Source organism: Pseudomonas sp. KB-10 (assembly GCF_018221585.1).
GTDB classification, from domain to species: domain Bacteria; phylum Pseudomonadota; class Gammaproteobacteria; order Pseudomonadales; family Pseudomonadaceae; genus Aquipseudomonas; species Aquipseudomonas yangonensis.
In genome coordinates this window covers 32,419-58,695 of record NZ_QYYB01000011.1, presented here as the reverse complement: position 1 = coordinate 58,695, position 26,277 = coordinate 32,419, and the positions used below count along the sequence as shown (strand labels likewise).

The following is a 26,277-nucleotide window of genomic DNA, read 5'->3' as shown; positions in this document are numbered from 1 at the left end:
CAGCGGGCAAAGACGCGGCAAGCACAAAACCCGGAGTCTCTTGCGAGACTCGGGGTGGTGGGACGAGCTTCAGACTCAGGCGAGTTCTGGCAAGGCCAGGGACTTGCCGTTGTTTTCTTCCTGCGCGCCCAGCTCCAGTGCCTTCGGCACCGCCAGCCAGTACGCCAGCAGCATGCCGAGCAGACCACCGCTGAGCTTGCCGATGATCAGCGGCAGGATGATCGACGGCTGGAAGTTGGCCGAGTAGGCCATGTGGTCACCGAAGGTGAAGGCCGCGCAGACCGCGAAGGCAATCACCAGCACCTTATCCTTCGGCGGCATTTCGCCGATCAGGCGGAACAGTGCCAGCACGTTGGCGGAACCGGCGAGCATGCCGGCGGCACCAGTGGCCGACAGGCCCATCAGCGCGGCGACTTTCTCGATCGGCTTGGACAGGTAACGCTTGATCAGATAGACCATCGGGAACGCGCCGCACAGCATGATGCCGACGTAGCCGGCGATCTCCAGCGCGCGGAACTGGTCCTCGGCATCGGCAATGATCGGCGCGAAGCCCCAGCCACCAAACACCGTGCTGAAGACCTGGGTAAAGTACTCGACCACCGAAGCCACCAGCACCAGGGTCACGGCCGCATACATCAGCTGACCGAGCTTGAGGAACAGGTAGACCATCAGGTTCGGCAGGTAGCGCAGAGCAGCGGCCAGGGCGATGCAGAACAGGATCAGCGGCATCAGGTTCTGGATAAGCAGCGGCAGGGTGAAGTGCAGCACCTGGCTGGCTTCACCGCTGGTCGCGATGTCCGGACGCACGCCAATGCCCAGGCCCTGTATAAGCATGGCGATGACCACGATGCTCACCGGGATGCTCAGTAGGCCAGCCATGATGCCCAACGCCATGTACTTGTGATCGGCCTTGGCCAGCATGGCCAGGCCCACCGGGATGACGAAGATCACCGTAGAGCCGGACTGAAAGCCGGTAATCAGGCCGAGAATCCAGCCTTCCGGGCTCTCTGCCAGTTGATGGGCCAGTTGGTAGCTACCAAGGTCGGAGGCGATGAAAATCGCCCCGGCGATACCCGGGTCGGCGCCCATGGCGGTAAAGATCGGACCAATGAACTGGCTGATGAAGCTGGATATGAAGGGGATGGAGGCCATGATCCCGGCCACCGGGATGAAGATCGGACCGATGCTATGCAGGCCGGCGGTAAACTCCCGGCCGAGTTCGGATTCCGCATCGAAGATCGAGGCGATCGCGCCGATGACGGCGCACACCATGATGACGTAGACGACGTAAGTGCCGATGTTTTCCATTTGCTGCCTCTTCTATTGTAAGACTTGTGGTTCTGGCAGAAGTGAAGCGATCAAGTTGAGCTGAATGAGGCTCTTGTGGCTAAGTATTATTGGTATGTCTTGCTGCAACTGCGTCAGATCGCGGTGTAGGCGTTATCCACAAAAAGATGGGTACCGTTGACGAAGCTCGCCTCGTCGCTGGCCAGAAACAGTGCGGCTGCGGCCACTTCCTTCGGATCGCACAGACGGCCCTGCATCGCGGCGATGCTTTCATCCGACACGTCGACGCCATAGCCACGCAACAGTTCGAGTTCGCGCTGACCGTGGGCGGTACCGATAAAGCCTGGGCACACTGCGTTGCTGCGGATGTTCTTGTCGCGGTATTCCACGGCGATACCGCGCGCGAACATGTGGCAGGCGCCCTTGGTGGTGCAGTAGAGGACTTCCATCGGCGTGCCGACCACGGCGGAAATCGACGAGGTGCAGACGATGCTGCCGCCACCGGCCTCGATCATCTTCGGCAACACGGCCTTGGTGACCAGGTACATGCCCTTGACGTTGATGCTCATCAAACGATCCCACTCAGCTTCGCTGGTTTCCAAGAAAGGACCGGCGGAGATGGTGCCTGCATGGTTGATCAGCACTGTTATAGGGCCGAAGAGCTCCTCGGCGTGGCGCACCGCGCGGTTGACCTGCTCGGCATTTGACACATCCGCAGCGAAGAAGCAGGCCTTGCCCCCATCGGTATTTATCTCTGCGGCCAGTGCTTCACCCTGGCTGCTCGGTAGGTCGAGAATGGCTACCGCTGCGCCTTCTTTAGCGAACAGTTGTGAGGCGGCCAGCCCGCAACCACCTGCGCCGCCAGTAATCAATGCCACCTTGCCGGTCAGTCTGCCCATCTTGCCCTCCGCTTACATCTTGTGAGTGATGATTTGATGACAAGCTAGGGCGGTGGGTCTTGAGGCGTCCATATATCCATGGATATATGAAATCTTAACTTATTGTTTAATAAGGTTTTTATTTTTCTGACGTGAGGGCGATTGGTTGGATATCGGGGCCTGCACATTCCCCCAGCGAATGAGCTACTGAGAAAATGTCGTTTGTACCCCGCTGCGCTGCTGCCCAGAATCCAATCCATGCCCAGGCATAAATCCACCCATGCCTTCCAGGAGATTGCTTGATCATGAGCAAACCGGCGTTCATCGATCCATCCGAGATTCGCGCGCAGTTCTCTCGTGCCATGTCCGACATGTACAAGGCGGAAGTACCGCTCTATGGCGATCTCCTGCAATTGGTCGAGCAGGTCAACCAGCAGGTGCTGCAAGACAGCCCCGAAATCGCCGAACAGTTGCAACACAGCGGCGAACTGGAGCGCCTGGCCATGGAACGCCACGGCGCCATCCGCGTCGGCACCGCCGCCGAGCTGGCCACCATAGCCCGCCTGTTCGCGGTAATGGGCATGCAGCCGGTGGGCTATTACGACCTCGGCCCGGCCGGTGTGCCGGTGCACTCCACGGCCTTCCGCGCGGTGCACGAAGACGCCCTGCAGCGCAGCCCGTTCCGCGTGTTCACTTCGCTGCTGCGCCTGGAACTGATCGACGACCCCGAGCTGCGCGAACTGGCCGCCAGCTTGCTGGCCAAGCGCAACATCTTCACCCCGCGGGTACTCGAGCTGATCGAGCAATGCGAGGCCGACGGCGGGCTGAACGAGGCGGATGCCCACGAGTTCGTGACCCAGGCCCTGGAAACCTTCCGCTGGCACACCCAGGCCACCGTCAGCGCCGCCGAATACGACCTGTTGCACTCCCAGCACCGCCTGATCGCCGACGTGGTGGCGTTCAAGGGCCCGCATATCAATCACCTGACCCCGCGCACCCTGGATATCGACCGGATCCAGGCCGGCATGCCCAGCCGCGGCATCACGCCGAAGGCCGTGGTCGAGGGGCCGCCCCATCGCCGGTGCCCGATCCTGCTGCGCCAGACCAGCTTCAAGGCGCTGCAGGAGCGGGTCGCCTTCACCGACCTGCAGGGCGCCGAAGGCAGCCACACCGCGCGCTTCGGCGAGATCGAACAGCGTGGCGCCGCCCTGACCCGGAAAGGCCGCGCGCTGTACGACCAACTGCTCAATGCCGCCCGCGCCGAGCTCGGAGAGGCGCCCAGCGAACACAATGCCGCGCTGTACGGCGAGATGCTTGCGAAGCATTTTCGCGCCTTCCCCGACAGCTACGCACAGATGCGCGCCGAGGGCCTAGCCTACTTCCGCTACAGCGTCACCGAGCAGGGCCGCGTCGCCAGCGAGCACCCGCCGCCCCTGGAGGCGCTGATCGCCGCCGGCCATATCCGTTTCGATCCATTGGTGTACGAGGACTTCCTGCCGGTCAGCGCCGCGGGCATCTTCCAGTCCAACCTCGGCAACAACGCGCAGGCCAGCTACGCTATCGGCTCCAACCAGGCGGACTTCCACGCCGCCCTGGGCGCCGAGGTGCTCGACGAGCTGCAGCTCTACGCCGCTACCCAGCAGCGCTCGCTCGACGAGTGTGGCGCGGCCCTCGGCCTGTCGATGCTCGAGTGTGCCGTCGCGTCGTGATCTATCGTCCGTCCAGGTAGCAGCGGCAGCCCATAGGGGGGCGCCGCGCGCACCGCTGACGACCGGGCGCCATCGCCCGGGACAGCCGCTCACTGTTTCATGACGTTCCACGGAGGGGCCATTACGTCAAACCGGGTGATGACAGCGACAGGTAAGGGTTGTTCGGCGGTATGTCGTTGAACAGGTTCCGCGGGTCTTGAAGCAGGTAGCCGTGAAGTCTCCGCGACTTCCTTGGCCCGGTCACTTCGCACGTCCGTGGCATCGCCATCGGCAACCGATGGCCGTTCGCGCATGGATGCCGGTGCGAACGGGGGTGATCAACGCGGCCGGAACCGCGCCGTAGCCTTGAGGATCGTGGCCACCTGGGCATGCTGCTGATCGCAATCAGCGGGCATGGACTCAGCATGGCATCGCGGTACGCCAGGAGCACCGATGAATCGGCAATACCCGAGCTCCCCATTCCGAGCCTGGCGCAATCACCTCCGATAGCTAGCGCAGCCCCAATAGGTTGGTAATACGCCGGAATCGATCCAGCATTGGGAGTTTTTCCAATTGGTGGAGCTCCAGCAGCGCCAATCACTGCGGATCGGGGATGGGCAGCTTGGTCGGCCAGCCATGCATGTACGCCGTGACGATGCAAATCTTGTCGTCAACGGTCTATTCGACGCCCTCCTCTCGAGAGCCTGCGTACATACACGCCATTTGGGCCTGTTGGCGTTTCGCGCACGCCCGTCCTGAAGCCGTTCTGCTCGGTACCCGGCACAAGATATGAAGTTTGAACAGCCAGATAGGCCTTCCAGCAATGACGCACCGGACAAACATTTGATTGCGCGGTAAATGCGGAACTTGGCAAGGAAATAACCATTGCCAAGCCCCGCGTCTCTCGGGTTGCCCCAACCACAGCGCACATCTGGCGCAGCGATATGGTTCACATCGAAACGTCCATACCCCCTAAGATCAAGCTGCGCTAGTGAGCTGCCGGCGAACGTCCATGCGGTCGAAGTGCGCGCGCTTCTCAATGATCTTTCCGTCGGAGATGGTCAACAGCATCATGAGCGAAAAATGCAGACGTGCGCCTTTCGGCTCATTGCCCTCCCATACCCCGGTCTGCAGCCCATCGAAAGTCATATAGGCCGCTACTTGGTTACCCTCTGCCAACAGGGTTTCAATCTTGAAGGTGAAACCCTCGAAGGCATCGAAGTTCTTCTTTTCCGACTGGACGAAGCCTTCTGCTCCAAGAATGGGGGTGTCTACCTGGAGGTAGAACTTGAAATCCTTATGGCACAAGCTGGCCACGGCTTCGTAGTCTTCACGCTGGATAGCCGCGTAGAACTGGCGGACGATTTCCTTGTTTGCTTCGACTGACATGTTTTCTCTCTCTTGCGGTGAGTGTTGATGGATTCGACCTAGAGGCTGTAAGTCTCGCCGTCCTCAGGAACCAGCAGGCGGTCGGTCATACCCTTCTCAGCGGAGAAATCGCGAAGCTCTTTACGCGTCAGCACCGCGTGATTCACCGACTCCATATGAGTGGCGATAAGCGTCGCCTTCGGCGCGGCCCTGTAGACCTCGTATACATCGTGCTTGCCCATGATGATCGAACCAAGGCCGGGAACTTGAGCATCGCCAGCGTTGAGAATCGCGACATCGGGGTCATGCTCTTTCAGGCCATCCTGGACGTACTGGTTCCAGACAGTATCGCCAACGAGGTACACAGTCCTTTCCTGGGGATGTTTGAACACCACCCCACAGACCTCCCCAAGGATTTCCCCCATGGCTTCGATGGCCGCATCAGAGCCATGTTGCCCCAACGTCTGAACCAGCGAGATACCGTTAAATTCGGCACCTTTCAGCAAACGGACATCAGTGAAACCTTGAGATGTGATCAGCTCACGATCCTGTTCGTGCTGGACAAAGACCGGCAGGCCCTTTGGCAACAAAGCCTTGGCAGCTTCGTCCCAATGATCGGGGTGGGTGTGGGTAACGATGACCGCATCCACATTCAGAATCTCGTCCATTGGCACAGGCAGGGCAACGGTGGGGTTGAATAAATGGCTGTTCGCCGTGCCCTCAAAACCAGGATAGGCGCCCTTCTCCGCCAGCAACGGGTCGATCAGAAACCTCGTTCCGGCATACTCGATGATCAGCGTTGCGTTGCGTATCTGTTGAATCTTCATGGGTATCTCCTCGTTTCCGGCTTTTATCTATTAGGGACCGAACGGTCCATTTTGGGTAAAAAAATCCCGCTCCTGAGATCAGTCGAGATTGGAAAGCAAAAGACTCAGCGCGCCATCAAGATCAGCTTGTGCATACCCAATGCGGGCCATCACCTGAAGGCCAGGGAAGGCGAGAACCAACAAGCGAGCCAGCTCGCGGGCATTCCTCGTACTGGTCAAGGAACCATCCCCCTGCCCTCGTTCGATCACACTGGTCAACGCCTCCTCGATGTGGCGGAAGTCCTCCATAACCCGCGCGCGGATCTCAGGATCATGGGGCGCCATCTCGACGCCCTGGTTGATGCTCATGCAGCCCTGAGCCGGCTCTTGCGCCCCAAGGTTGGCGAAAAGCATACGAAAGAACTCCTCAATGGCTCGGCGAGCGTTCCCCTGCCTCAGGACTCGCTTCATATCCCTCTCCCGCTCGTTGCGATAGGCGTCAAAAGCGGCAATGAACAACTCGCGCTTCCCACCAAACGTGCCGTACAGACTACTTCGGCTCAACCCTGTGGCCTCGAGTAAATCGACCAATGAGGTAGCCTCGTAGCCCTTGCGCCAGAACACGAGCATGGCCTTGTGCAGGGCTTCGGCGGTGTTGAACTCTTGCGGTCTGGCCATGATTCAGCGGAACTCTGACAAAAAACGGGAATGGCTCAATCGAGCCCAATGAGTGAACAGGGTAAAGGTTAAGGATCGATCAGTCCAATATTATTTTCTTCACCCTGCCAAACCCGACGTCGACTCGTTTGCGCAATGGCCGGCACTGGTCAGCCCCCGGACTACCTACCGCCGTACAACCTGGCCCCTGCCGGGAAAATCGTTTGAACACAGCGGTGTTCAAAATCTCCAATTCGACTGTTCCGAAGTTCGACACCCCCGCTCACGCATCAAGCCTGAAAATAAAAATAAATCCATACATTACAAATACTTAAACCCACATGACGGCGTTGGCATGAGGCTTGCCGATTGAGCCATGGTCACCGCCCCGCGCTGGCTTAAACGCTCTCCGAGCGAATGGCCATCGCGCGATGTGGTCGAGGCGACCAGACGTTAGCTCCATCCAGATTTGTAAGCCTGGCTAACACCAGTCGGCTTTCCAAAGAAGCGAGCCGAGCACATTCAGATCTCTGGAGACCGACCGATGCCCACCCCCGAAGCACGTCCAACACCCCAATAATCACAAGGAACAGAACATGCCGCTGATGCCTCATCCCAAGCAATGCGCCCCGCTGGCGCTAGCACTTGCCACCTGCCTTCCAGTGCACGCCTATGAGCTCTACAACCAGAACGGCAGCGTCCGATCTCGAAGCCATATTCGCAGCCATGCACAGCGACGAGAACTACGCCGTATTCGGGAATCGAGAGGCAGGGAGTTCTAGCTGGCGCGAGGGCTATATCAAATAAGGTCTCAGTGGCAGCCAAGAACTGGGAAATGGCGGCAGCCTGTACGGCGCCTTCAACCTTCTGACCTCCGGCACCTGGGGTGATGGGGATGCAGGAGGATTCACCGAGGGCACCGAGCGGCGTACGGACGTCGAAGACGCATACCTGGGCTGGCGCTCCGGAAATCTGTTCCCGAGTTCTTGCCACCGAGCTCAAGCGAAACCTTCTTCAGGTGTCGGCCAGCCGCTTCGCCCACTTTACGGCCCGCGGGCGTCGAGCCGGTGAACTGAATCATCGCCACATCGGGGGCTGCGACCAGTGCCGCCCCGGCATCACCACCACCAGGCAATACGTGCAGTACGCCCTTTGGCACCCCGGCCAGTTCGAACAATCGAGCAATGATCAAACCACCGCAGACCGCAGTGCGCGGATCGGGCTTGAGCACAACGCTGTTGCCGACCGCCAGAGCTGGCGCCACAGCACGCATCGCCAGATAGAGTGGAAAATTAAACGGTGAGATAACCCCTACCACCCCCAGTGGACGGCGTCGGGCCAAGCTCAAACACCCTGACTGGGACGGCAACACTTCACCCTGGCTGCGTCCAGGCAGACCAGCACTTTCATGAAGGGCCTTGATAGTCACACGGGCCTCGAAAGTCGCTTGGCCTGAGAGGAAACACTCTCCCTGACGACCCAATCGACAATCTCCTCAAAGTACTGCTCACCAAGCGCAGCTGCCTTTCGCATCGTCGCCGCACGCTCATCATAGGACAGTGCATACCAAGCCGGTTGGGCGATCCTTGCCGCCCGTGCCGACTCAGCGACGGTAGCCGGATCGGCGATGCTGATCTTCCCCAGTACCGCCCCTGTTGCCGGTTCGACAACCGGACTGACATTCACTGGCGAACGCTCCCATACACCGTCGAACAGGCGCTCGTTCCAGAGCTCTCCGGGCAGCAATTTTGACCTCTGGCTCATGAATTTACCTTTCGGTGTGATTACGGGGTTTCAAACCCCTGGCATTGTTCTCATTATCGGACAGCACAAGCCGTGCCACCCCCAACTCACTGAGAGCCAAGGGAAAAAGTGTTCAAAAACAGGACACGAACAAGGCTTGGCAGTCTTTATCCGAAATACTGGGCACGCCCAGTAACCGCGAGCCAAGATGCAGAGCCATGAGGGTCAGTCCTGAGCGAATGAAGACTCACACCAAGTCAAGGCAATATGCGACCATCCCGACCCTTCCCGCTGACGAGCCACTTGACGTCAATACTGAACGTCCAAGAGACAGGACCTGAAACGATGACGATAACGGCAGAGCAGTTGAATAAATTTTCAGCCTTTGCAGAATGCTTGGCGGATGCAGCAGCAGCAGCCATCCAGCCACATTTTCGGCAACTGAGCGATATTGCGGATAAAGGGGGTAGACTTTTCGACCCCGTCACCGTAGCCGACACATCCGCTGAACGCGCGATGCGGAATCTCATCGCCACCCACTACCCAGATCACGGAATCCTTGGAGAAGAGGAAGGTGTTGTACATGGCACCAGTGAGCTGACCTGGGTGCTCGATCCAATTGATGGAACCAGAGCTTTTGTTACTGGCCTTCCCCTCTGGGGTACATTGATTGCGCTGAACGATGGCCAGTTGCCGATTCTCGGACTCATGAACCAACCCTTTACCAGAGAAAGGTTTATTGGCACCTCACGCGGAAGCTGTTGCAACGGTGTGAAGATCAAGACCCGCCCTTGCGATAGTCTGTCTTACGCGACATTGATGTGCACGACTCCCGACATGTTCGAAACGCCGGGACAGCAGGCGGCATTCCAATCCGTGGCTGACAAGGTTCGCTTGCTGCGCTATGGCGGTGATTGTTATGCGTATTGCATGCTTGCCTCGGGCTTTGTCGACATCATCGTCGAAGCAGACCTCAAGCCCTATGACATTCAGGCTCTGATTCCAATCATTGAAGGCGCTGGAGGCATCATCACATCCTGGGATGGTAGGTCGGCGCAGAACGGCGGGACTGTCGTAGCCTGTGGCGACCCACGACTCCACGACCAAGTACTCGAACGACTACGGCACGTAACCTGACTCTCGATACTAGGAACTAATACTCCTCATGTTTTCGCATCAGGACTGCGGTGAGCGCGTCAAGACCTTTACCACGGGTGATTAGGTCGGCCACAGAAAGACTCTGACACTCGCCGAAACGAGGTCTCAGGTCTGACCTGAGCCATGGCAAATTCTCAAGAGCAGGGGGTCTTGCCCCCTCAAAATCAAGAAAAATAGACGGTTTCCACCCGGCCGCTGCGCTGGGTGGAGCCTCCGCGATTTTTCCTGATTTTTTCACGACCGCCTTAGTCGCCCTAGTCGGCAGGGGTTCATGCGCAGCGCAAGCGCAGAACCCTGAAGACGAAGGAGCGAAAGCCATGAGCGAACACATCAGGATCTACGTTGCCGACCTGGCCGCCTACAACGCCGGTCACCTGCATGGCGTCTGGATCGACGCCACTCTGGAGCTGGACGACATCCAGGCGCAGGTCAGTGCCATGCTGGCGGCCTCGCCGGTCGAGGGGGCGGAGGAGTATGCCATCCACGACTTCGAGGGCTTCGACGGCTACCGCCTCGGCGAGTACCAAAGCCTCGAGAGCGCCCATGAGATTGCGTGTTTTATCGAGGAATACCCCGAGTTCGGCGGCGCGCTGCTCGCGCATTTCAACGACCTGGAGCAGGCACGCAAGGCGGCCGAGGAGGATTACTGCGGCTGCTACAGCTCGCTGGCTGACTACGCCCAGGAGCTGACCGAGGAAACCAGCAGCATTCCGCAGCACCTGGCCATGTACATCGACTACCGCGCCATGGCGCACGATATGGAATACAGCGGCGACGTGTTCACCCTGGAGACCGGCTTCGAGCAGGTGCATGTGTTCTGGAATCGCTAACAGCGGAAGGCACCGGGGCGATCCGGTGTCTTTTTTGCGCCCCTGTCCTGGCGGCCACCCGCGCGCCCCACCCGGAAGGCTGATGCACGGGGACGTGCCCCCGGCCATCAGCCTGAAGCAACCACGCTGTGCTGCCAGTTGATTGAGACCGTTACGGTCTTACGGTTTTGCCCAAATCCGTCGATCCGTATCCACGGTTTTACGGATCTACAGATCTGTGGGGAAGCGGATTTACGTTTTTAAGGATATCCGCCGATGCGGTTTTCCGGTTTTGTGGAAAGCCATAGACCCGTAAATTCGTAGGCTGCACGCGCGGAGCTTGACGTGCTTGGGCACCATGGCCGGTGACGCGCGTAGAAGGGCGCATACGGTCAGCGTCCAGACCGTCCCGGTATCAATCCCCGCCCCTCCTGCCTGCACATTCGCCCAGACCCAACCCGGCATGATCGAATGCGAATGCTGCCGCACGGTGCACCTCCCACGTCAACGGAGGACACACCATGTCGCACTCAACCAATCTTTCCCATCACCCGCGTCGCATCGATCTCGATGCCCCGCTGCACCGCAAGGCCGGGCCGACGACGCATGCCATGCGGCCCGTGGAGGGCGCTGGCGAGGCGCAAGCGCCGCAGGCCTGCCCTACCCCTCGCTACCTCACCAACAACGAGGCTGCAGCCTTCCTGCGGTTGTCGCCGCGCACGCTGGAGAAGCAGCGGGTAATCGGCGGCGGGCCGCGCTTCCACAAGTTTGGCCGGCGGGTAATGTACGCGCTCACTGATCTCGAAGCCTGGGCCGGTGAGCGCAGCTTCGAGACCACCTTCGATCCCGAGTATATCGACCGCCACCCGGGAGCACAGCGTGATGATCAGTGAAACCTTCGCCTATGAACTGTCGGCATCTCGATTTGACTTCGCAGAGCGAGCAACTGGATCTGTTCCGCGCCCTGCCGGGAGACATGGCGCCACGCGACGCCCAGGATCTGATGGCGCATCCGTTCTTCTCGCTGGCCAAGTCGCGGCGCACCGTGCCAATCGACTTTCGCTCGGGCGAGGTGACGGTGCGTGTGGAAGGCACTTGGGAGCATGGCATCGCCACGATCTGGGATGCCGACATCCTGATCTGGGCGGCCAGCCAGCTTGTCGAGGCGCGCGATGCGGGCATCCCCACTTCGCGCCTGATGCGTGCAACGCCCTACCAGATCCTGCGCTTCATCGGCCGCGGCACCTCGCTGCGCGATTACCAGCGCCTGAGGGCGGCGCTGGATCGGCTACAGTCGACCAGCGTGGCCACCTCGATTCGCGAGACCACTGGCCGACGCCTGCACCGTTTCTCCTGGATCAACGAGTGGAAGGAGTTGGCCGCGGCAGATGGCCGGCCACTGGGCATCGAGCTGATCCTGCCGGACTGGTTCTACAGCGGGGTACTGGATCAGGCCCTTGTGCTAACCATCGATCCGGCCTACTTCCGCCTCACCGGCGGCATCGAGCGCTGGCTGTATCGCCTGGTGCGCAAGCATGGCGGCAAGCAGAAGGACGGCTGGCAGTTCGACTTTCGCCACCTGTACCGCAAGTCGGGCAGCTCGGCGCGCTACTCGGACTTCGCCCTCGACCTGCGTGCGCTGGCGGCTCGCCAATCGCTGCCCGGGTATCGCCTGGAGGTCGTGCGTCTGTCCCGCTCGACCGAACTGCTGGCCTTCCGGCGCGTGCCGTAGACGGCACGGGGATATCTTCTGGAAAAGCTGTGAATCCAGACGTGCTTTCAGGCGCACGCCGGCCCGTGCTATCAGGAGCGCGGTGCACGTGCCTTCAGGCGCACGAACTCCGCGGCAGGCCACGACTGGCGGAGCTTCCAGCCTCCCTTAACTTAACTAACTTAAAAGCTCTAACTTGTTATTGGGGCAGCGCCCGTGTGTGGACAGCTGCTCATTGGGGCAGTCTGACCGGGGAGATCCGGCCATGATTGTCGCCCTGCTGAACCAGAAAGGCGGGGTGGGCAAGACCACCCTCGCCACCCATATCGCCGGCGAACTGGCCCTGCGCGGGCAGAACGTCATCCTGCTCGATGCCGACCCACAGGGCTCGGCGCTGGACTGGACGCAGCGGCGCAGCCAGCAAGGTTTGCCGAGATTGTTCAGCGCCGTCGGCCTGGCGCGCGAAACGCTGCACCAGGAAGCACCGGAGCTGGCTCGTCGCGCCGATCACGTGATCATCGACGGACCACCGCGCATCGCCGCCCTCGCCCGCTCGGCGCTGCTGGCAGCGGATCGCGTGTTGATCCCGGTGCAGCCTAGCCCCTACGACCTGTGGGCCAGCGCGGAGATGGTCAACCTGATCCGCGAGGCGCAGGTGTTCAGGCCGACGCTGCGCGCGGCGTTCGCCATCAACCGCCGCGTCAGCACCACGGTGATCGGCCGCGAAGCGCGCGGCGCCTTGGCCGAGCAACCGCTACCGGCGATGCAGGCCGAGGTACGCCAGCGCATCGTCTTTGCCGAAAGCGTGGCAGCCGGTCGCCTGGCACGTGAACTGGCGCCGGACAGCGCCGCCGCGCGCGAGGTCAGCAGCCTGGTCGACGAGTTGCTGAGGTGGTCGCCATGAGCGGCAAGCGCATCGGTATCGGTGCACGCCCGTTGGCCGATCCGCAGGCCGAAGCCTGGATACGTCAGGGCGCCACCGTCGACAACGGCAAGGTCGAGCGCTATAGCGCCCGCCTGACATTGGATGTCACGCCAGCACTGCGTACGCGCATCAAGCTGGCGGCCTTCGACCGTGGCGTAACCATGGCAGAGATGCTGCGCGAAGTGCTGGAGCGGCAGTTCCCGGAGGCTACGTCATGACGTTTGGTGCTTGCGGCGTGCTGTGGCCACTGGCGCTGCTCGTCGGCAGTCTGATGGCCCTGGGTTGGGCAGCGATTGCGACGTCGCCACCACGGCTGGTCTACAACGCGTCCAACAGCGTGCCCGTCGGCTGGTACCGCATCTCGCCGGCCAACTCGTTGGTGCCTGGCGATCTGGTGCTGGTTCGCCTGCCGCCGGAGGCGAGGTCGCTGGCGGCTCAGCGCGGCTACCTGCCGGCGAACGTGCCGCTGCTCAAGACCGTGGAGGCATTAGCGCCGCAACGGGTATGCGTGCAAGGCAGCCAAGTGCGTATCGATGGAGTCTTTGTTGCCAGGCGCATGAGGTGGGATCGACAGAGTCGAGCGCTGCCAGCTTGGCAGGCCTGTCGACGCCTGGTTGGCGATGAGCTGTTCCTGCTCAGCAGCAGCAACCCGGCGTCGTTCGACAGCCGCTACTTCGGCCCGGTGTCTGCCGACGCAGTGATCGGTCGGGCGCAGCCCTTGTGGCTGGAGTCACGTCGATGAGCTGGCCGTTTACCTGTCGACCCGCCTGCCGAGTGCGTGCGCCCGGTGTGTGCAGTCGAGGGCCGCCTGGCTGCAAATACCTCTGCCCTCGCCTGCCGGCCAACACTTTGGAAGTCGTCGCCCTGCCTCTCCTGATTACTCAGCTCAGCAGCACAAAGGCACCGAAAAAGCGGAGGGCAAGATAAAAGGGGGCGGCACTTAGTTGGCCCAGAAAGCAGTCTGCACGGGGGTTGGCGGCGACACAGAGCCTACGTCGCCAGGTGCCGAAATCGTGTTCGCCCCACAGCGGCAATGGCTTAGAAGCGTGCCTGACACGCCGTACTGCGATCAACTTGGAGGAGTCTAAAACATGAGCAAGGGAAGCCGTCCGGACGACGAACTGCGCTTTCGCCCACAGCCGGGCAAACCGCAGCAACACGGCCAAACCTTCGTCAACCAAGTACTGCGTCAGGCCAACAAGGCCGGCACCGGAAAGCCGCGCAAGGCAAGCCACCAGCCCGGCGCTCGGCTCGGCCGCGGGCATGTCGCGGCTCGCTTCAGCGAGCAGCAACTGCCGTCCAACGCCCGTCGCGTCACCATCAAGACGCGCCTGGTCAACCTGCGCCAGGCTGGCAAGCGCTCGACGCTCAGCCATCTGCGCTACATCGAGCGCGACGGCGTCAGTCGCGAAGGCGAGCCGGGCCACGCCTACGGGCCAATGACCGACCGGGCCGACCTCAATGCGTTCGAGGAACGTGGCCGGGAAGACCGCCATCAGTTTCGCTTCATCGTCTCACCCGAGGATGCCGAGCAGCTCGACGACCTGCGCACCTACACCCGCCACCTGATGAGCCGGATGGAGGCCGACCTCGGCACCCGCCTCGACTGGGTGGCGGTCGATCACTGGAATACCGACAACCCGCACACCCACATCGTCCTGCGTGGCAAGGACGACACCGGCAAGGATCTGGTGATCGCTCGTGACTACATCGCCGAGGGCATGCGCAACCGCGCCGCGGAGCTGGCCACCGAATGGCTCGGCCCGCGCACCGAACTGGAGATCCAGCAGAGCCTGCAGCGAGAGGTGCAGCAGGAGCGTTTCACCAGCCTGGATCGCACCCTGCTGCGCGAACACCAGACCGGCGTGCTCAGCCTGAAATCGCTCGCCAACCATCCGCGCCGGCAGTTGCTTATCGGCCGCCTGCAGCAATTGCAGAAGCTTGAACTCGCACATGAAGTTCGGCCAGGACAATGGATCCTGCGTGACGACGCCGAGGCCACTCTGCGTGCAATGGGTGAACGCGGCGATATCGTGCGCACGATGCAGCGGGCCATGGGTAGCGTGCAGCGCGAGCTCGCGGTCTTCGAGCCAGGCAAGGATGGTTCTGTTGTGGTCGGCCGGATCGTGGCCAAGGGCCTGGCCGACGAGCTACACGACCGCGGCTACCTGGTGGTCGACGGTCTCGACGGCAAGGCTCACTACCTGGCCTTGCCTGCCCGTGCGGAGCTGGCCGACTACCCCATCGGCGGCCTGGTGGAAACACGCAGTGTGAGCGAGCCGCGCGCGGTGGATCGCTCGATTGTTTCGCTCGCTGCGGACGGCCTTTATCGCACCGATCACCACCTGGCCCTGGCACGCTCGCTGTCGAGCGGCGGGCATGATCCCGAGGCATTGGTCGAGCGCCATGTGCGCCGTCTGGAAGCGCTGCGCCGGGCCGGCATCGTCGAGCGTCTGGCCGAGGGCGTCTGGCGGGTGCCGGCCGATCTGCCCGAGCAAGGCAGGCAGCATGACGCCCGCCGCCTGGGCGATGTCGCCGTCGAGCTGCGTACGCCGCTGCCCCTCGAGCAGCAGGTGCGCGCCGTCGGTGCGACCTGGCTGGACCAGCAGTTGATCAGCGGCAACCGCGAACTGGTCGACCAAGGTTTTGGCAAGGAGGTGCGCGAAGCGTTGCGGCAGCGCGCCGACTTCCTGGTTGAACAGGGGCTGGCCGAACGCCTGGACCAACGCGTGGTGCTTGCACGCAACCTGCTGGCCACGCTACGCGGGCGGGAGCTGACGGCTGCAGCGCGCGAGATCTCGCAGCAGACGGGCATGCAATACCGTCAGGCGGTTGAGGGCAATCGCGTCAGCGGCGTCTATCGACGCAGCGTGCAACTGGCCAGCGGCCGTTATGCCCTGCTCGATGATGGCATCGGCTTCAGCCTGGTGCCGTGGAAGCCGGTGATCGAGCAGAGGCTCGGGCAGAGCGTGTCGGCGGTGATTCAGGGCAACAGCGCGTCCTGGCAACTGGGTCGCCAGCGCGGGCCGTCGATAGGTTGAGCAACAGGCGCCGGGGCCTATACCAGCGCCGGCTCCTGCTGCAGCCACTGCTTGAAGTCGCGGCGGAAGCTGGTGGGGATCTGTATCGTCTGCTCATCCTAAGGTTGAACAGCTCGCGCACGGCAGGACTGGTGAAACTTATCCGCAGAGGAAGAACCAACTGACAGGGCTTCTTGCTACCTACTGGACACGAAGGAAGCCGGTTGGCAGTTGATTGCAACCGCTTGCTGCATTACCACGCGCTAGGGTCACAAGCAGTTGGTCTGTGACAGGAGTCGCCCCAACTGCTTTGCGTGAAATTTAGGTTCATGAAAGATGCATCTAGGCCAGCTGCAAGGCCAATGCCAGCGAAATGGAAAACAGCGCGACCAGATTGCCCAGGATCACGATCGACGCGACCTTCTCCGGCTCCTGAGCGTAGCGCTCGGCGAACATGAAGTTGAGCACTGCTGGCGGCAGCGCGCCGAATATCAGCAGGATGTCCGTCTCGCGATCCGACAGGCCAAACGCCAGGCAGAACAGGTAGGCGATCAGCATGCCGGTCAGCGGTGTCGCCACAGCACCGACCGTGCCGATGCGCCACTGCGCGAAGGGCGCAGTGTTCAGGCGCACCCCGAGGGAAAACAGCATCAGGCCCGTGGATACGTCGGCAATGATCTTGATCGCGGAGAGAAAAGGCGGCCACATCGCGATACCCGACATACTCACCAGCACGCCAGCAACTCCGGCGATGATCACCGGTTCGCGGAGCAGCCCCCACACCCTGGCGTTACGCCCGAGCCACCAAGTGGCGATGGCGAAATGCAGGACGTTCTCTACAAGAAACAGCACCACCGCCGCCGGCAGCACCTGTTCGCCGAAGGCGAACAGCAGCAGCGGCAACCCCATGTTGCCGGCGTTCTTGAACATCATCGGTGGCAGTAGCGTTTTCGGTGCATAGCCCAGCCGGCGAGCGATGGGCCAGCCGAGCAAGCCGGAGCCGAGCACGATAACCAGGCCGCCGAGAGCGATCATCTGCACCTCGGCCAGATCGACGCTCTTGCCCGCCAACGCGGAGAAAATCAACGCGGGCACGAAGATGCCCATGTTCACCTGGTTGGTCGCGAGCATGTCGGGACGATGCTTGCGACCGTACAGGTAGCCGACCGCGATGACTGTGAACACGGGAAAAACGATGCTCACGATCTGCACGAGCATGGGGCAACCTTAGCCGCTGGTGAGTGGGTTGTACTGGGCGACTCAGCCCTGCGTGGGCGTACCGTTGAGGGCGTAATAACTTCGAATCACCTGGCTGTCGTCGGCTCGTCCCTCGCCACGTCCGGAGGTGGCCAGGAACAGCTGGTACGCCACGGCGGCAATCGGCAGTGCGGCCTGCGCGTCGCGCCCGGCTTCGAGGACGATGCCCAGATCCTTGACGAAGATATCCACCGCACTGCTGACCTCGGGCTCGAACTGCAGCATGCGCGGGCCGCGATCCTTGAGCATCCAACTCGATGCCGCCGAACCGCCCATGATCTCCAGCAGCACCGGCAGATCGACCCCGACCTTGACCGCCAGCGCGAAAGCTTCGGCGACCACGGCGATATGCACGCCGCACAGCAACTGGTTGACGGCCTTGACCGTGGCGCCCTGCCCGGCTCGCTCGCCGACATGGAAGATACGCTGGCCGATACCCCGGAACACCGGCTGCACCGCTTCGAAGGTGGCGCGCTCACAGGCCGCCATGATCGTCAGCGAACCGGCGATAGCGCCGGCGGTGCCGCCCGACACCGGGGCATCGACGAAGCGCCGCCCCGTCCCCTTAACTCGCTCGGCAATACGTTCTACGGCAGCCGGTGGACAGGTCGCCATCAGACAGACGACGCCATTCTCGGCCAGTGCCTCCAGCGCACCGTCATTGAACAGTACCTGCTCGGCCTGGGCGGCATTGACCACCATCAGGATCAGCACATCGGCACCGCTGGCGGCAGAGGCAGCGTCGGCTGCCGACTCCCCGCCCGCCTCAGTGAGTGTGGCGAGCGCCGCAGAATTGAGATCGATACCACGCACAACGTGGCCCGCGGCGAGCAGGTTCTTGGCCATTGGCAGGCCCATCGAGCCAAGCCCGGCAAATGCAATCGTAGTCATGGGAATTCCTTGCATAGCGCAGCCCCGGGCTGCGCTGATCAGTACAGGGTGAAAGCCGGCACGAAGGAGACCAGGCCAAGCACGATTATCGCCACCAGGTAGAACGGCCAAAGCTCGCGCACCACCGCCCCAACCTTCTCGCGCGAAATTGCCGAGGCGATGAACAGCGTGGTGCCCACCGGAGGGGTAAACAGGCCGATGCTCAGGTTGACCACCATCATGATGCCGAGCTGGGTCAGGTCGAGACCAATGGCGTTGCCGATTGCGACGAAGGTCGGCCCCAGCAGCAGGATCGCCGCCGGCAGGTCGAGGAACATGCCGACCACAACCATGATCAGGTTGAGCATGAGGATGACCATCCACGGCGAACTCAGGGTTTGTGCGGTCCATTCGGCCACGGCGGTCGGCACCGACTCGACGGTCAGCACATAGCCCACCAGGTTCGAGGCGGCGATCACCAACATCACCACACCGGTGGTGATCGCGGTGTGCACCAGCGCGTCGTAGAGGCGGCGCAGGGTCAGGTCGCGATAGACCAGCATGCTCACCATCAAACCGTAGAACACGGCCAGTACGCTGACCTCGGTCGGTGTGGCTATGCCAGCGCGCAGCAGGATCACGATGAAGGCTGGCATGGCCAGTGCCGGCGCTGCCGCAATGGTCACACGCAGCACACCTTTCAAGGTGACCTCACTGGCTAACCGCTTGAAGCCACGCAGACGGCCTGACAGGTAGCAGGTCAGCATGAAGCCGACGCACAGCAACAGCCCCGGCACCAGGCCGGCGAGAAACAGCGCGGCAATCGACTGATTGGACACGGCAGCGTAGAGAATCAGCGGAATCGACGGCGGAATCAGCCCGGCGATGGTTGCCGACGACGCGGTTGCCGCAGCGGCAAAGGCGCCCGGATAGCCCTCGCGCTTCTGCCAGGGAATCAGCATCGAACCGAGCGCCGAGGCCTCCGCCACGGCCGAGCCGGACACCCCGCCGAATACGGTCGAGCCGACCACCGTGACCTGGCCGAGCCCGCCATGGAAGCGGCCGACCAGCATGGTGGCGAAGTCGATCAGGCGCTTGCCCAGCGTGCCGCCCATCATCAGGCTGCCGGATAGCATGAAAAACGGGATGGCCAGCAGCGGGAAGCTCTGCGTGGGCTGAAAGATCTTCACGATCGCCGCCACGCTGGGTATGCCGCCGACGGCGACAGCCGCCAGCCCCGAGCTGATCAGCAGTGCATAGCCGACCGGTACTGCCAGTGCCAGCAGCACGGCGAATACCAGAAGCATCATGAGGGTCATAGGTCGTCCTCGATGTTGTGAGCACGGACGGCGAGCGGATCGCCGGCTTGCAGCAGATGAACCAGCGTGGTCAATGCGGTGAGGCCAAGGCCGACGAACCCGGTGATCATGGCCAGATAAGCCCATCTCGCCGAAATGCCGGTGACGGGGTAGATCTCGCCGCCGGTGATCTCGATCACGTCGAGACCGACCCAGGCCAGGTAGAAGAAGGTTGCGGTGATCAGCAATTGATGGCCGATCAGCAACAATCGGTTGCCACCGCGCCCCAACCAGCCCTGGATGGCAGTGACGGCGATGTGCTGACCACGCTGGGCAGCCAGCACGATGCCGCCCATGACCAGCCAGGGAAACAGGATATTGGGCATTTCGGTGGGCCAGCCCATGCCCTGATTGGTCAGGTAGCGCACGACTACCTCGGCCATCAGCGCTACGAACATGGCCACCAGCGCCGCAATCACGACCGCCACGCTGGCGCCTACGATTGCGCTGTCCACCCACTTCACCACCTGCGTCAGAGCTCCGGCCTGCGCCGTTTCCTTGCCGGGGTTTTGAGCGGCCATCATTGCTTGCCCGCCTCCGTGACGATCAGCTCGACCAGTTCGGGGTACTGCTTCGACCACTTGTCGTAGACCGGCTTGGTCTTGGCGGCGAACTCGGCCTGGTCGATTTCGTTGATCTCGACGCCGGCTTCGGTGAGCTTGGTGCGCAACTCGATATCGGCAGCCAGAGACATCTCACGGTTAAGCTTGCCGGCCTCTGCAGCGGCCTCCTTGATCGCCTGCTGGTCGGCCTTGGACAGCGAGGCCCAGATCATCTTGCTGGCCAGCAGCGGCGTGGTCTCGTATTTATGCCCGGTCAAGGAGATGTACTTCTGCACCTCGTAGAGTTTCGAGGAATAGACGTTCATCAGCGGGTTTTCCTGGCCGTCGAAAACTCCCTGCTGCAAGGCGATGTACAACTCGGAAAACGCCAGTGGGCCAGGGTTAGCGCCAAGCGCCTTGAAGATGTCCAGGGTCATGGCATCCGGCGGCGTACGCACCTTGACTCCCTGCAGGTCTTCAGGCTTCACGATCGGACGTTTATTGTTGCTGGTGTGGCGAATGCCGTTGTCCCACAGCGCCAGCACCACCAGCCCCTTCTTGTTGGCTGCCTCGTCGAGCTTGGCGCCGACCGGGCCATCGACCACCTTGTAGGCGTGTTCGAGATCACGGAACAGGAACGGCAGGCCGACCAGGTTGAATTCCGGTACCACGCCGGCGGTGCTGCCCTGGGAGTTGGTGCTGAACGCCAGCGTGCCCAGGCGCATATTGGTCAGCGATTCGACGTCGTCGCCGAACTGGGCGCTGCCACCCACCTCGACCTTCACCCGACCTTCGGTCTTTTGCTCGACCAGTTCCGCGAACTTCAGGGACGCCACCGCCTTCGGGTTACCCGGCGCGGCGTTGTGGGAGAGGCGCAGTACCTGTTGCGCCCAACTGGTGGAGGCAGTAGCCAGTGCCAAGGTCGCGGTGAGTGCGATCAGTGTCTTTTTCATGAGCTTCACCTTGCTTTTTTTATTGATGTTGTCTGCATGTCTTGCTTGCTGCAGGTTGCAGGTGCGAGCGGCAGAGCCCTCACCTGCACCGGGTATTACTCAACCGTGGATGAGCATGCCACCGTTGACGTCGATCACCGCACCGGTGATGTAGGCCGACAGATTCGAGGCCAGGAACAGGTAGGCGCCAGCGACTTCCTCGGCGTTGCCCAGGCGATTGAGCGGGATGCTGGCGGCGATCTCGGCCTTCTGTTGATCGCTGAGCTTGCCGGCGCTGATGTCGGTCTGGATCAGGCCTGGGGTGACGCAATTGACGCGGATGTTGCTCGGCCCGAATTCACGCGCCATGGCCTTGGCCAGCCCCAGGACACCGGCTTTCGCTGCCGAGTAGTGCGGGCCGCCGAGGATGCCGCCGCCACGCTGGGCCGACACCGACGACATGCAGGCAATGGAACCGCTGCCCTGGGCCTGCATGTGTGGAATGACAGCCTGGGACAGGTACAACACGCCACGCAGGTTGACGTCGAGGATGCGATCCCAGCTTGCCGGATCGATTTCCAGGGTCTTCACCGGCTGGGTAATGCCGGCATTGTTGATCAGTACATCGATACGCCCGAAGTCGGCGATGGCGCGCTCGGTGGCCTGCAGGCAGGCGTCCTTGTCCGCCACGTTGCAGGCATAGCCGCGATGCTGTGGGCCGATGGCAGCAGCCGCTTCGATGGCAGCACCCTCATCGAGATCGAGAATGGCCACCGTGGCGCCATGGCTGGCGAACAGGCGAGCAGTCGCCAGGCCGATGCCGCGCGCCGAGGCCGCGCCTGAAATCATGGCAACCTTGCCGTCGAGCAGAAGAGCGTTGTTCATATATGGATTCCTTGCAGTTGCGCCGTTATCCGGCACGTGTATACAGGGCGAGGTCGCGCCGCGCTCAGCCGAGCCAGCCCTTGATGGTGGCCGACATCGCCTCGGTGGAAATACCGTAACGGTCATGCAGCGTAGGCAGCGCACCGGCGTCGAGGAAGGCATCGGGCAGCGCGATCTGGCGAAATTGCGGAGTCACCCCAGCAGTCAGCAACGCGGTGGCTACGGCTTCGCCAAGCCCCCCGACCGAGGTGTGGTTCTCCGCCACGACCACAAGGCGTCCGGCCTTTCCCGCTTCACGCAGGATGGTCGCAACATCGAGCGGCTTGATGGTGGGCACGTGCAGCACGCCAACGTCGACCCGATCCGCCTCCAGCGCCTTGGCTACTTCCAGCGCGCGCATGGTCAGGATTCCGGACGAGATCACCAGCACGTCGCGGCCATCGCGCAGCATCTTGGCCTTGCCCAGTTCGAAGCTGTAGCCGTACTCGTCGAGTACCAGCGGCACGTTGCCGCGCAGCAGGCGCATATAAACCGGGCCGTTGTGCGCAGCGATCTGCGGCACGGCCTGCTCCGTATCGAGCGCATCACAGGGGTCGACGATGGTCATACCGGGGATGCCACGCATCAGTGCAATGTCTTCGGTGGCCTGGTGGCTGGGGCCGTAGCCGGTGGTGAGACCAGGCAGCGCGCAGCACAGCTTGACGTTGAGGTTTTCCTCGGCGATCACCTGGTGCACGAAGTCGAAGGCACGCCGCGTAGCGAACACCGCGTAGGTGGTGGCGAACGGGACGAAACCTTCCTTGGCCATGCCGCCGGCAGCAGCCATCAGCAGTTGCTCGGCCATGCCCATCTGGAAGAAGCGATCCGGGTAGGCCTGCCCGAACAGATGCAGGTCGGTGTACTTGGCCAGGTCGGCGGTAAGGCCGACAATCTCCGGGCGGTTGGCGGCCAGTTCGACCAGGGCCTTGCCGAATGGGGCTGACTGTACACGCTGCCCTTCGGAGGCAATCGAGGCGATCATCGCTGAGGTGGTCAGGCGTGGTTTCTTGGCGGTGGTGCTCATCGGGCGACTCCCTGGGCTTGGTCGAGAATATCGAGGGCCTGCTGCCACTCGGCCTGGTCGACGCGAATGAAGTGGTTCTTCTCGCGGGCTTCGAGGAATGGCACTCCCTTGCCCATCAAGGTGTCGCAGAGGATCACGCGCGGCTTGGCTTCGGTGAGATGGCGCGCGGTATCGAAGGCCTTTATGACTGCTGCGAGGTCGTTGCCGTCGACACGTTGAACATGCCAGCCGAACGCAGCCCACTTGTCAGCGAGTGGCTCGAAGCCCAGCACCTTGGTCGAAGGGCCGTCGGCTTGCTGGTTGTTGATATCCACCAGGCAAATCAGGTTGCCCAGGCCATGATGAGCCGCGCTCATGGCTGCCTCCCAAGTCGAGCCTTCGTCCAGTTCGCCATCGGACATCGAGTTGTAGACGAAAGCCGGGTTACCCTTCAGACGCAGGCCGAGCGCCATGCCCACCGCAATCGGCAAGCCTTGGCCGAGCGAGCCGCCTGACATTTCCATACCTGGGGTATAGGTCGCCATGCCGGACATGGGCAGGCGGCTGTCATCGCTGCCGTATGTCTCCAGTTCGTCCTCAGGAATAATCTTCGCCTCGATCAACGCCGCGTAGAACGCGATGGCGTAATGGCCGTGGGACAGTAGAAAGCGGTCGCGGCCCTCCCAGCTTGGGTCATCTGGACGCAGGTTCAGCGCATGGCAATAGGCGGTCGCCAGCACGTCGGCGTAACCCAGCGCCTGACCGACGTAGCCTTGGCCTTGGACCTCGCCCATCTGCAGCGCGAAGCGGCGGATGCGATAGGCGCCTTCGGCAACCTTGGCGTGGACGGAAGAATTATTGTTCTGCACGCAGTTCTCCTTGCTATGGCCCGACACTGGATGCTGCCGGAGCCTCATATGTCTCGATTGGAGAGAGAATCTCCAGGCCTGCCTGGGCGCTGAATCAGCACGCTTGGCGAGTGAGACAAAGCCTATTCCCTTGATTTTTTGAGCTCAAACGAATAGTTACGGCAGATAGATGAACTGAGCTAATGTGAAAAAACCATGCAAAACCGAGTTTCTTTCAAGGCAATTCAGGCCTTCGAGGCAGCGGCACGCCTGTCTTCCTTTGCGTTGGCAGCGGAGGAACTCTTCGTCACCCCTTCAGCGATCAGCCATCAGATAAAGCTGCTGGAGGAGCAATTTGGTGTTCGCTTGTTCCATCGGGTGCATCGCGCGGTGGTGCTGACCGATGCCGGCCGTGTGTACGCAGAAGAAATCTCGGCGGCATTTGCCAGAATTGATATGGCGACTCGCGAGCTGGGGCGCACCGCCAAAAGCGACGTCCTCACCGTGCACTCGACACCCAGTTTCGCCACCCAGTGGCTGATGCCCCGACTGGCAAGGTTCAGCGCTTTGGAGCCGGACATCGACGTGCGGCTGAATTCTTCGTATCCAGCACCTGCCGACCTGCTGACCCAGGGCGTGGACATCGATATCCGCTATGGCATGAAACGGCTGCAACCCGCCGGCACCATGGTGCTGCCCTTCCCCGCAGAAACCATCGTGCCGCTCTGTGCGCCATCGCTTGCGAACGGCACACACGCCATCCGCGCGCCGGAAGACCTGCGCCATCACACCCTGATTCACAGCGAGGTGTGCCTGATCAGTTGGCGCGACTGGATGCGCCAACACCGCAAGGTTCCTCTGGATATCTCACGTGGCCCGCGCTTCGATCGCTCGTTCATGGCTATCAGTGCAGCCGTTGATGGTTTAGGGATATGCCTCGAAAGCCTGCTGCTCGCCCAACGCGAGCTGGCCAGTGGGCAACTGGTCGCACCACTTGGCCTGACAGGACCCAAGGTGCAGGGTTACACCTTCAACCTCCTGCGCTCACGAGCGGAGCTGCCGAAGATACGTAGCTTTCAGGACTGGCTCTTTAGCGAGCTCGAAGGTCGCTGCAGCCGCTTCGAAGTTTAAGCGTACGGTAATCTCCCGATGCAATTTATCCAGCGGAACATGCAGTGGCTAAGTTCAGGCAAGCGTGTGTAAAAATCCCTTGAGAGAACTAGCTACTGCTGCACATAAGAACTCGACCGAAGAGGAGATGCAGTACCGCCCGGCGGTCGAGGGCCAGCGCGTCAGTGGGATCTACTGGCGCAGCGTGCAGTTGGCCAGCGGCCGTTATGCCCTGCTCGCCGATGGCATCGGCTTCAGCCTGGTGCCGTGGAAGCCGGTGATCGAGCAGAGGCTCGGGCAGAGCGTGTCGGCAGTGATTCAGGGCAACAGCGTGTCTTGGCAACTGGGTCGCCAGCGCGGGCCGTCGATTGGTTGAGCAACAGGCGCCGGGGCTTATACCAGCGCCGGCTCCTGTTGCAGCCACTGCTCGAAGTCGCGGCTCTGCGGCATGCCTTCCCTGGCTGCGTAGTAGACCAGCCGCAGGTGGCGATCCTCGTCGATGGTCAGCGTGGTGTGTTCGAACACCACCTGGCCGACCGAATCGATCTTAAGATGCCGGATCCCCTGGCACGGGCCGTGGATGTCCTGCTGCCGCCACCATTCCCTGAAGTCCGGCGAGGCCTTCTCCAGGTCCTTCACCAGCGCAGCGATATCCGGATCCTGGGTCGCCCTCACGAAGTCGCGGCGGAAGCTGGAGAGGATCTGCAGCGCCTGCTCATCCCAAGGGTTGAACAACTGGCGCATGGCCGGGCTGGTGAACAGCATCCACAACAGGTTGCGGCGATCCGCCGGCAGCGCGGAGAAACCGAACACCCTATCTGCTGCAGCGTTCCAAGCCAGCACATCCCAACGCAGGTTGAGCACGTAGGCCGGACGCAAAGGCAGGTCACCCATCAGGCGGTGAATCAGCGCAGGTACCGTGCACCAGGTTTTGCCCGGCTCTGGCGGCAGGCGCTGGTGAGCCAGCAGGAACAGGTGGCGACGCTCGGTGGCATCCAGCTTGAGCGTGCGCGAAAGGTTGTCGAGGAAGGTCGCAGACACGCTGATGTCCCGCCCCTGCTCCAACCATGTGTACCAGGACAAACCCACCCCGGCCAGGGCCGCGACCTCCTCGCGGCGCAGCCCAGGCGTGCGTCTTCGGCCACCTGAAGGCAGCCCCACCTCCGCCGGCGAAATGCGTTCACGGCGGCTACGCAGGAATTCGGCCAGCTCTACCCGAGTGCGTTCAGCTGTGCGAGGCGCGCTCATCCGGTTACCTCCAGTACTAGGATAAACAGTCAAATTGTAACCCCTATAAATCCCGAGAAGAATAGCCCGACCTGGCCGCAATTACCCGTGCCAGGGCTCTCGCTTGATGAGGAACCACACAGAGACGTGTCATCA

At 61.8% G+C, this 26,277-nt stretch carries 26 protein-coding genes and 3 pseudogenes; 12 read left to right on the top strand and 17 right to left on the bottom strand.

All coding sequences use genetic code 11. The features are described 5' to 3' along the window. Positions 1–75: 75 nt before the first annotated feature. Positions 76–1,308: an ethanolamine utilization protein EutH gene (gene eutH, locus DXK50_RS23235; RefSeq protein WP_212631899.1), complete on the bottom strand. Its 1,233-nt coding sequence runs from the start codon at positions 1,306–1,308 to the stop codon at positions 76–78. Positions 1,309–1,421: 113 nt separating this feature from the next. Further along, the gene (locus DXK50_RS23230) at positions 1,422–2,186 is read right to left on the bottom strand and encodes an SDR family NAD(P)-dependent oxidoreductase (protein ID WP_212631898.1); all 765 of its coding nucleotides are present in this window, start codon (positions 2,184–2,186) and stop codon (positions 1,422–1,424) included. Between the two features lie 284 nt (positions 2,187–2,470). Between DXK50_RS23230 and hglS the strand changes: the two genes are divergently transcribed. Next, positions 2,471–3,874: a 2-oxoadipate dioxygenase/decarboxylase HglS gene (gene hglS / locus DXK50_RS23225; protein ID WP_212631897.1), complete on the top strand. Its 1,404-nt coding sequence runs from the start codon at positions 2,471–2,473 to the stop codon at positions 3,872–3,874. A gap of 121 nt (positions 3,875–3,995) precedes the next feature. On the opposite strand, the pseudogene DXK50_RS25035 reads toward hglS, so the two are convergent. The 4 genes and pseudogenes from DXK50_RS25035 to DXK50_RS23205 form a co-directional block, all read right to left on the bottom strand. Next, positions 3,996–4,127, bottom strand: a pseudogene (locus DXK50_RS25035) (conjugal transfer nickase/helicase domain-containing protein); the annotation flags it as partial. 704 nt (positions 4,128–4,831) lie between these two features. Then, the gene (locus DXK50_RS23215; RefSeq protein WP_212631896.1) at positions 4,832–5,242 is read right to left on the bottom strand and encodes an ester cyclase; all 411 of its coding nucleotides are present in this window, start codon (positions 5,240–5,242) and stop codon (positions 4,832–4,834) included. A 38-nt stretch (positions 5,243–5,280) separates the two neighbouring features. After that, complete coding sequence (locus DXK50_RS23210) at positions 5,281–6,048, bottom strand: MBL fold metallo-hydrolase (protein ID WP_212631895.1); 768 nt, start codon at positions 6,046–6,048, stop codon at positions 5,281–5,283. Positions 6,049–6,126: 78 nt separating this feature from the next. Further along, positions 6,127–6,705 carry a TetR/AcrR family transcriptional regulator gene (locus DXK50_RS23205; protein ID WP_212631894.1) on the bottom strand — a complete coding sequence of 193 codons (579 nt, stop codon included), beginning with the start codon at positions 6,703–6,705 and terminating at the stop codon, positions 6,127–6,129. Between the two features lie 584 nt (positions 6,706–7,289). Here DXK50_RS23205 and DXK50_RS25030 point away from each other — a divergent pair. Then, a pseudogene (locus DXK50_RS25030) lies at positions 7,290–7,665 on the top strand (hypothetical protein); the annotation flags it as partial. Here the strand turns inward: DXK50_RS25030 and DXK50_RS23200 are convergent. Together DXK50_RS23200 and DXK50_RS25235 are read right to left on the bottom strand one after the other, a co-directional pair. After that, positions 7,592–8,113: an aldehyde dehydrogenase family protein gene (locus DXK50_RS23200; RefSeq protein WP_349292201.1), complete on the bottom strand. Its 522-nt coding sequence runs from the start codon at positions 8,111–8,113 to the stop codon at positions 7,592–7,594. The pseudogene DXK50_RS25030 and the gene DXK50_RS23200 overlap by 74 nt on opposite strands. Continuing rightward, positions 8,110–8,448 (bottom strand): aldehyde dehydrogenase family protein, encoded by a 339-nt coding sequence (locus DXK50_RS25235; protein WP_283089283.1) that lies wholly within the window; start codon positions 8,446–8,448, stop codon positions 8,110–8,112. The genes DXK50_RS23200 and DXK50_RS25235 overlap by 4 nt, the downstream gene beginning before the upstream one ends. A 324-nt stretch (positions 8,449–8,772) precedes the next feature. Between DXK50_RS25235 and hisN the strand changes: the two genes are divergently transcribed. From hisN to DXK50_RS23160, 8 genes are all read left to right on the top strand, one after another. Beyond that, complete coding sequence (gene hisN, locus DXK50_RS23195) at positions 8,773–9,564, top strand: histidinol-phosphatase (protein WP_212631893.1); 792 nt, start codon at positions 8,773–8,775, stop codon at positions 9,562–9,564. Positions 9,565–9,902: 338 nt separating this feature from the next. Beyond that, positions 9,903–10,415 (top strand): antirestriction protein ArdA, encoded by a 513-nt coding sequence (locus DXK50_RS23190; RefSeq protein WP_212631892.1) that lies wholly within the window; start codon positions 9,903–9,905, stop codon positions 10,413–10,415. Between the two features lie 500 nt (positions 10,416–10,915). Further along, positions 10,916–11,287, top strand: a complete 372-nt coding sequence (locus DXK50_RS23185; RefSeq protein WP_461818889.1) for a helix-turn-helix transcriptional regulator — start codon at positions 10,916–10,918, stop codon at positions 11,285–11,287. Between the two features lie 11 nt (positions 11,288–11,298). Beyond that, positions 11,299–12,126 (top strand): replication initiator protein A, encoded by an 828-nt coding sequence (locus tag DXK50_RS23180; RefSeq protein ID WP_212631891.1) that lies wholly within the window; start codon positions 11,299–11,301, stop codon positions 12,124–12,126. Between the two features lie 244 nt (positions 12,127–12,370). Next, positions 12,371–13,009: a ParA family partition ATPase gene (parA, locus tag DXK50_RS23175; RefSeq protein WP_212631890.1), complete on the top strand. Its 639-nt coding sequence runs from the start codon at positions 12,371–12,373 to the stop codon at positions 13,007–13,009. After that, entirely contained in the window at positions 13,006–13,248 is a 243-nt protein-coding gene (locus DXK50_RS23170; protein ID WP_014596880.1) for a hypothetical protein, read from the top strand. The genes parA and DXK50_RS23170 overlap by 4 nt, the downstream gene beginning before the upstream one ends. Continuing rightward, on the top strand, positions 13,245–13,772 hold the full coding sequence (locus tag DXK50_RS23165; protein WP_212631889.1) for a S26 family signal peptidase: 528 nt from the start codon (positions 13,245–13,247) through the stop codon (positions 13,770–13,772). Before DXK50_RS23170 ends, DXK50_RS23165 begins: the two co-directional genes overlap by 4 nt. Positions 13,773–14,121: 349 nt before the next feature. Further along, entirely contained in the window at positions 14,122–16,071 is a 1,950-nt protein-coding gene (locus tag DXK50_RS23160; protein ID WP_212631888.1) for a relaxase/mobilization nuclease and DUF3363 domain-containing protein, read from the top strand. Positions 16,072–16,392: 321 nt separating this feature from the next. On the opposite strand, the gene DXK50_RS23155 is transcribed toward DXK50_RS23160, so the two are convergent. The 8 genes from DXK50_RS23155 to DXK50_RS23120 form a co-directional block, all read right to left on the bottom strand. After that, positions 16,393–17,268: an AEC family transporter gene (locus DXK50_RS23155; protein WP_212631887.1), complete on the bottom strand. Its 876-nt coding sequence runs from the start codon at positions 17,266–17,268 to the stop codon at positions 16,393–16,395. Positions 17,269–17,310: 42 nt separating this feature from the next. Further along, positions 17,311–18,198 carry an NAD(P)-dependent oxidoreductase gene (locus tag DXK50_RS23150; protein WP_212631886.1) on the bottom strand — a complete coding sequence of 296 codons (888 nt, stop codon included), beginning with the start codon at positions 18,196–18,198 and terminating at the stop codon, positions 17,311–17,313. Between the two features lie 38 nt (positions 18,199–18,236). Further along, positions 18,237–19,496, bottom strand: coding sequence for a TRAP transporter large permease (locus tag DXK50_RS23145; protein ID WP_212631885.1), 1,260 nt, complete (start codon positions 19,494–19,496; stop codon positions 18,237–18,239). Next, the gene (locus DXK50_RS23140) at positions 19,493–20,059 is read right to left on the bottom strand and encodes a TRAP transporter small permease (protein ID WP_212631884.1); all 567 of its coding nucleotides are present in this window, start codon (positions 20,057–20,059) and stop codon (positions 19,493–19,495) included. The genes DXK50_RS23145 and DXK50_RS23140 overlap by 4 nt, the downstream gene beginning before the upstream one ends. Beyond that, positions 20,056–21,030, bottom strand: coding sequence for a TRAP transporter substrate-binding protein (locus tag DXK50_RS23135; RefSeq protein WP_181564198.1), 975 nt, complete (start codon positions 21,028–21,030; stop codon positions 20,056–20,058). The genes DXK50_RS23140 and DXK50_RS23135 overlap by 4 nt, the downstream gene beginning before the upstream one ends. Positions 21,031–21,129: 99 nt before the next feature. Beyond that, the gene (locus tag DXK50_RS23130) at positions 21,130–21,894 is read right to left on the bottom strand and encodes an SDR family NAD(P)-dependent oxidoreductase (RefSeq protein ID WP_013714840.1); all 765 of its coding nucleotides are present in this window, start codon (positions 21,892–21,894) and stop codon (positions 21,130–21,132) included. A 64-nt stretch (positions 21,895–21,958) separates the two neighbouring features. Then, a complete protein-coding gene (locus DXK50_RS23125; protein WP_212631883.1) occupies positions 21,959–22,957 on the bottom strand; it encodes a transketolase family protein in 999 nt (332 codons plus the stop codon). Next, positions 22,954–23,805 carry a transketolase gene (locus tag DXK50_RS23120; protein ID WP_212631882.1) on the bottom strand — a complete coding sequence of 284 codons (852 nt, stop codon included), beginning with the start codon at positions 23,803–23,805 and terminating at the stop codon, positions 22,954–22,956. The genes DXK50_RS23125 and DXK50_RS23120 overlap by 4 nt, the downstream gene beginning before the upstream one ends. A gap of 195 nt (positions 23,806–24,000) precedes the next feature. Between DXK50_RS23120 and gcvA the strand changes: the two genes are divergently transcribed. Next, a complete protein-coding gene (gene gcvA / locus DXK50_RS23115) occupies positions 24,001–24,915 on the top strand; it encodes a transcriptional regulator GcvA (RefSeq protein WP_212631881.1) in 915 nt (304 codons plus the stop codon). Positions 24,916–24,997: 82 nt separating this feature from the next. Continuing rightward, positions 24,998–25,270 (top strand): annotated as a pseudogene (locus tag DXK50_RS23110) (DUF3363 domain-containing protein); the annotation flags it as partial. Between the two features lie 17 nt (positions 25,271–25,287). On the opposite strand, the gene DXK50_RS23105 reads toward DXK50_RS23110, so the two are convergent. Beyond that, the gene (locus tag DXK50_RS23105; RefSeq protein WP_212631880.1) at positions 25,288–26,142 is read right to left on the bottom strand and encodes a helix-turn-helix transcriptional regulator; all 855 of its coding nucleotides are present in this window, start codon (positions 26,140–26,142) and stop codon (positions 25,288–25,290) included. Positions 26,143–26,277: the final 135 nt, after the last annotated feature.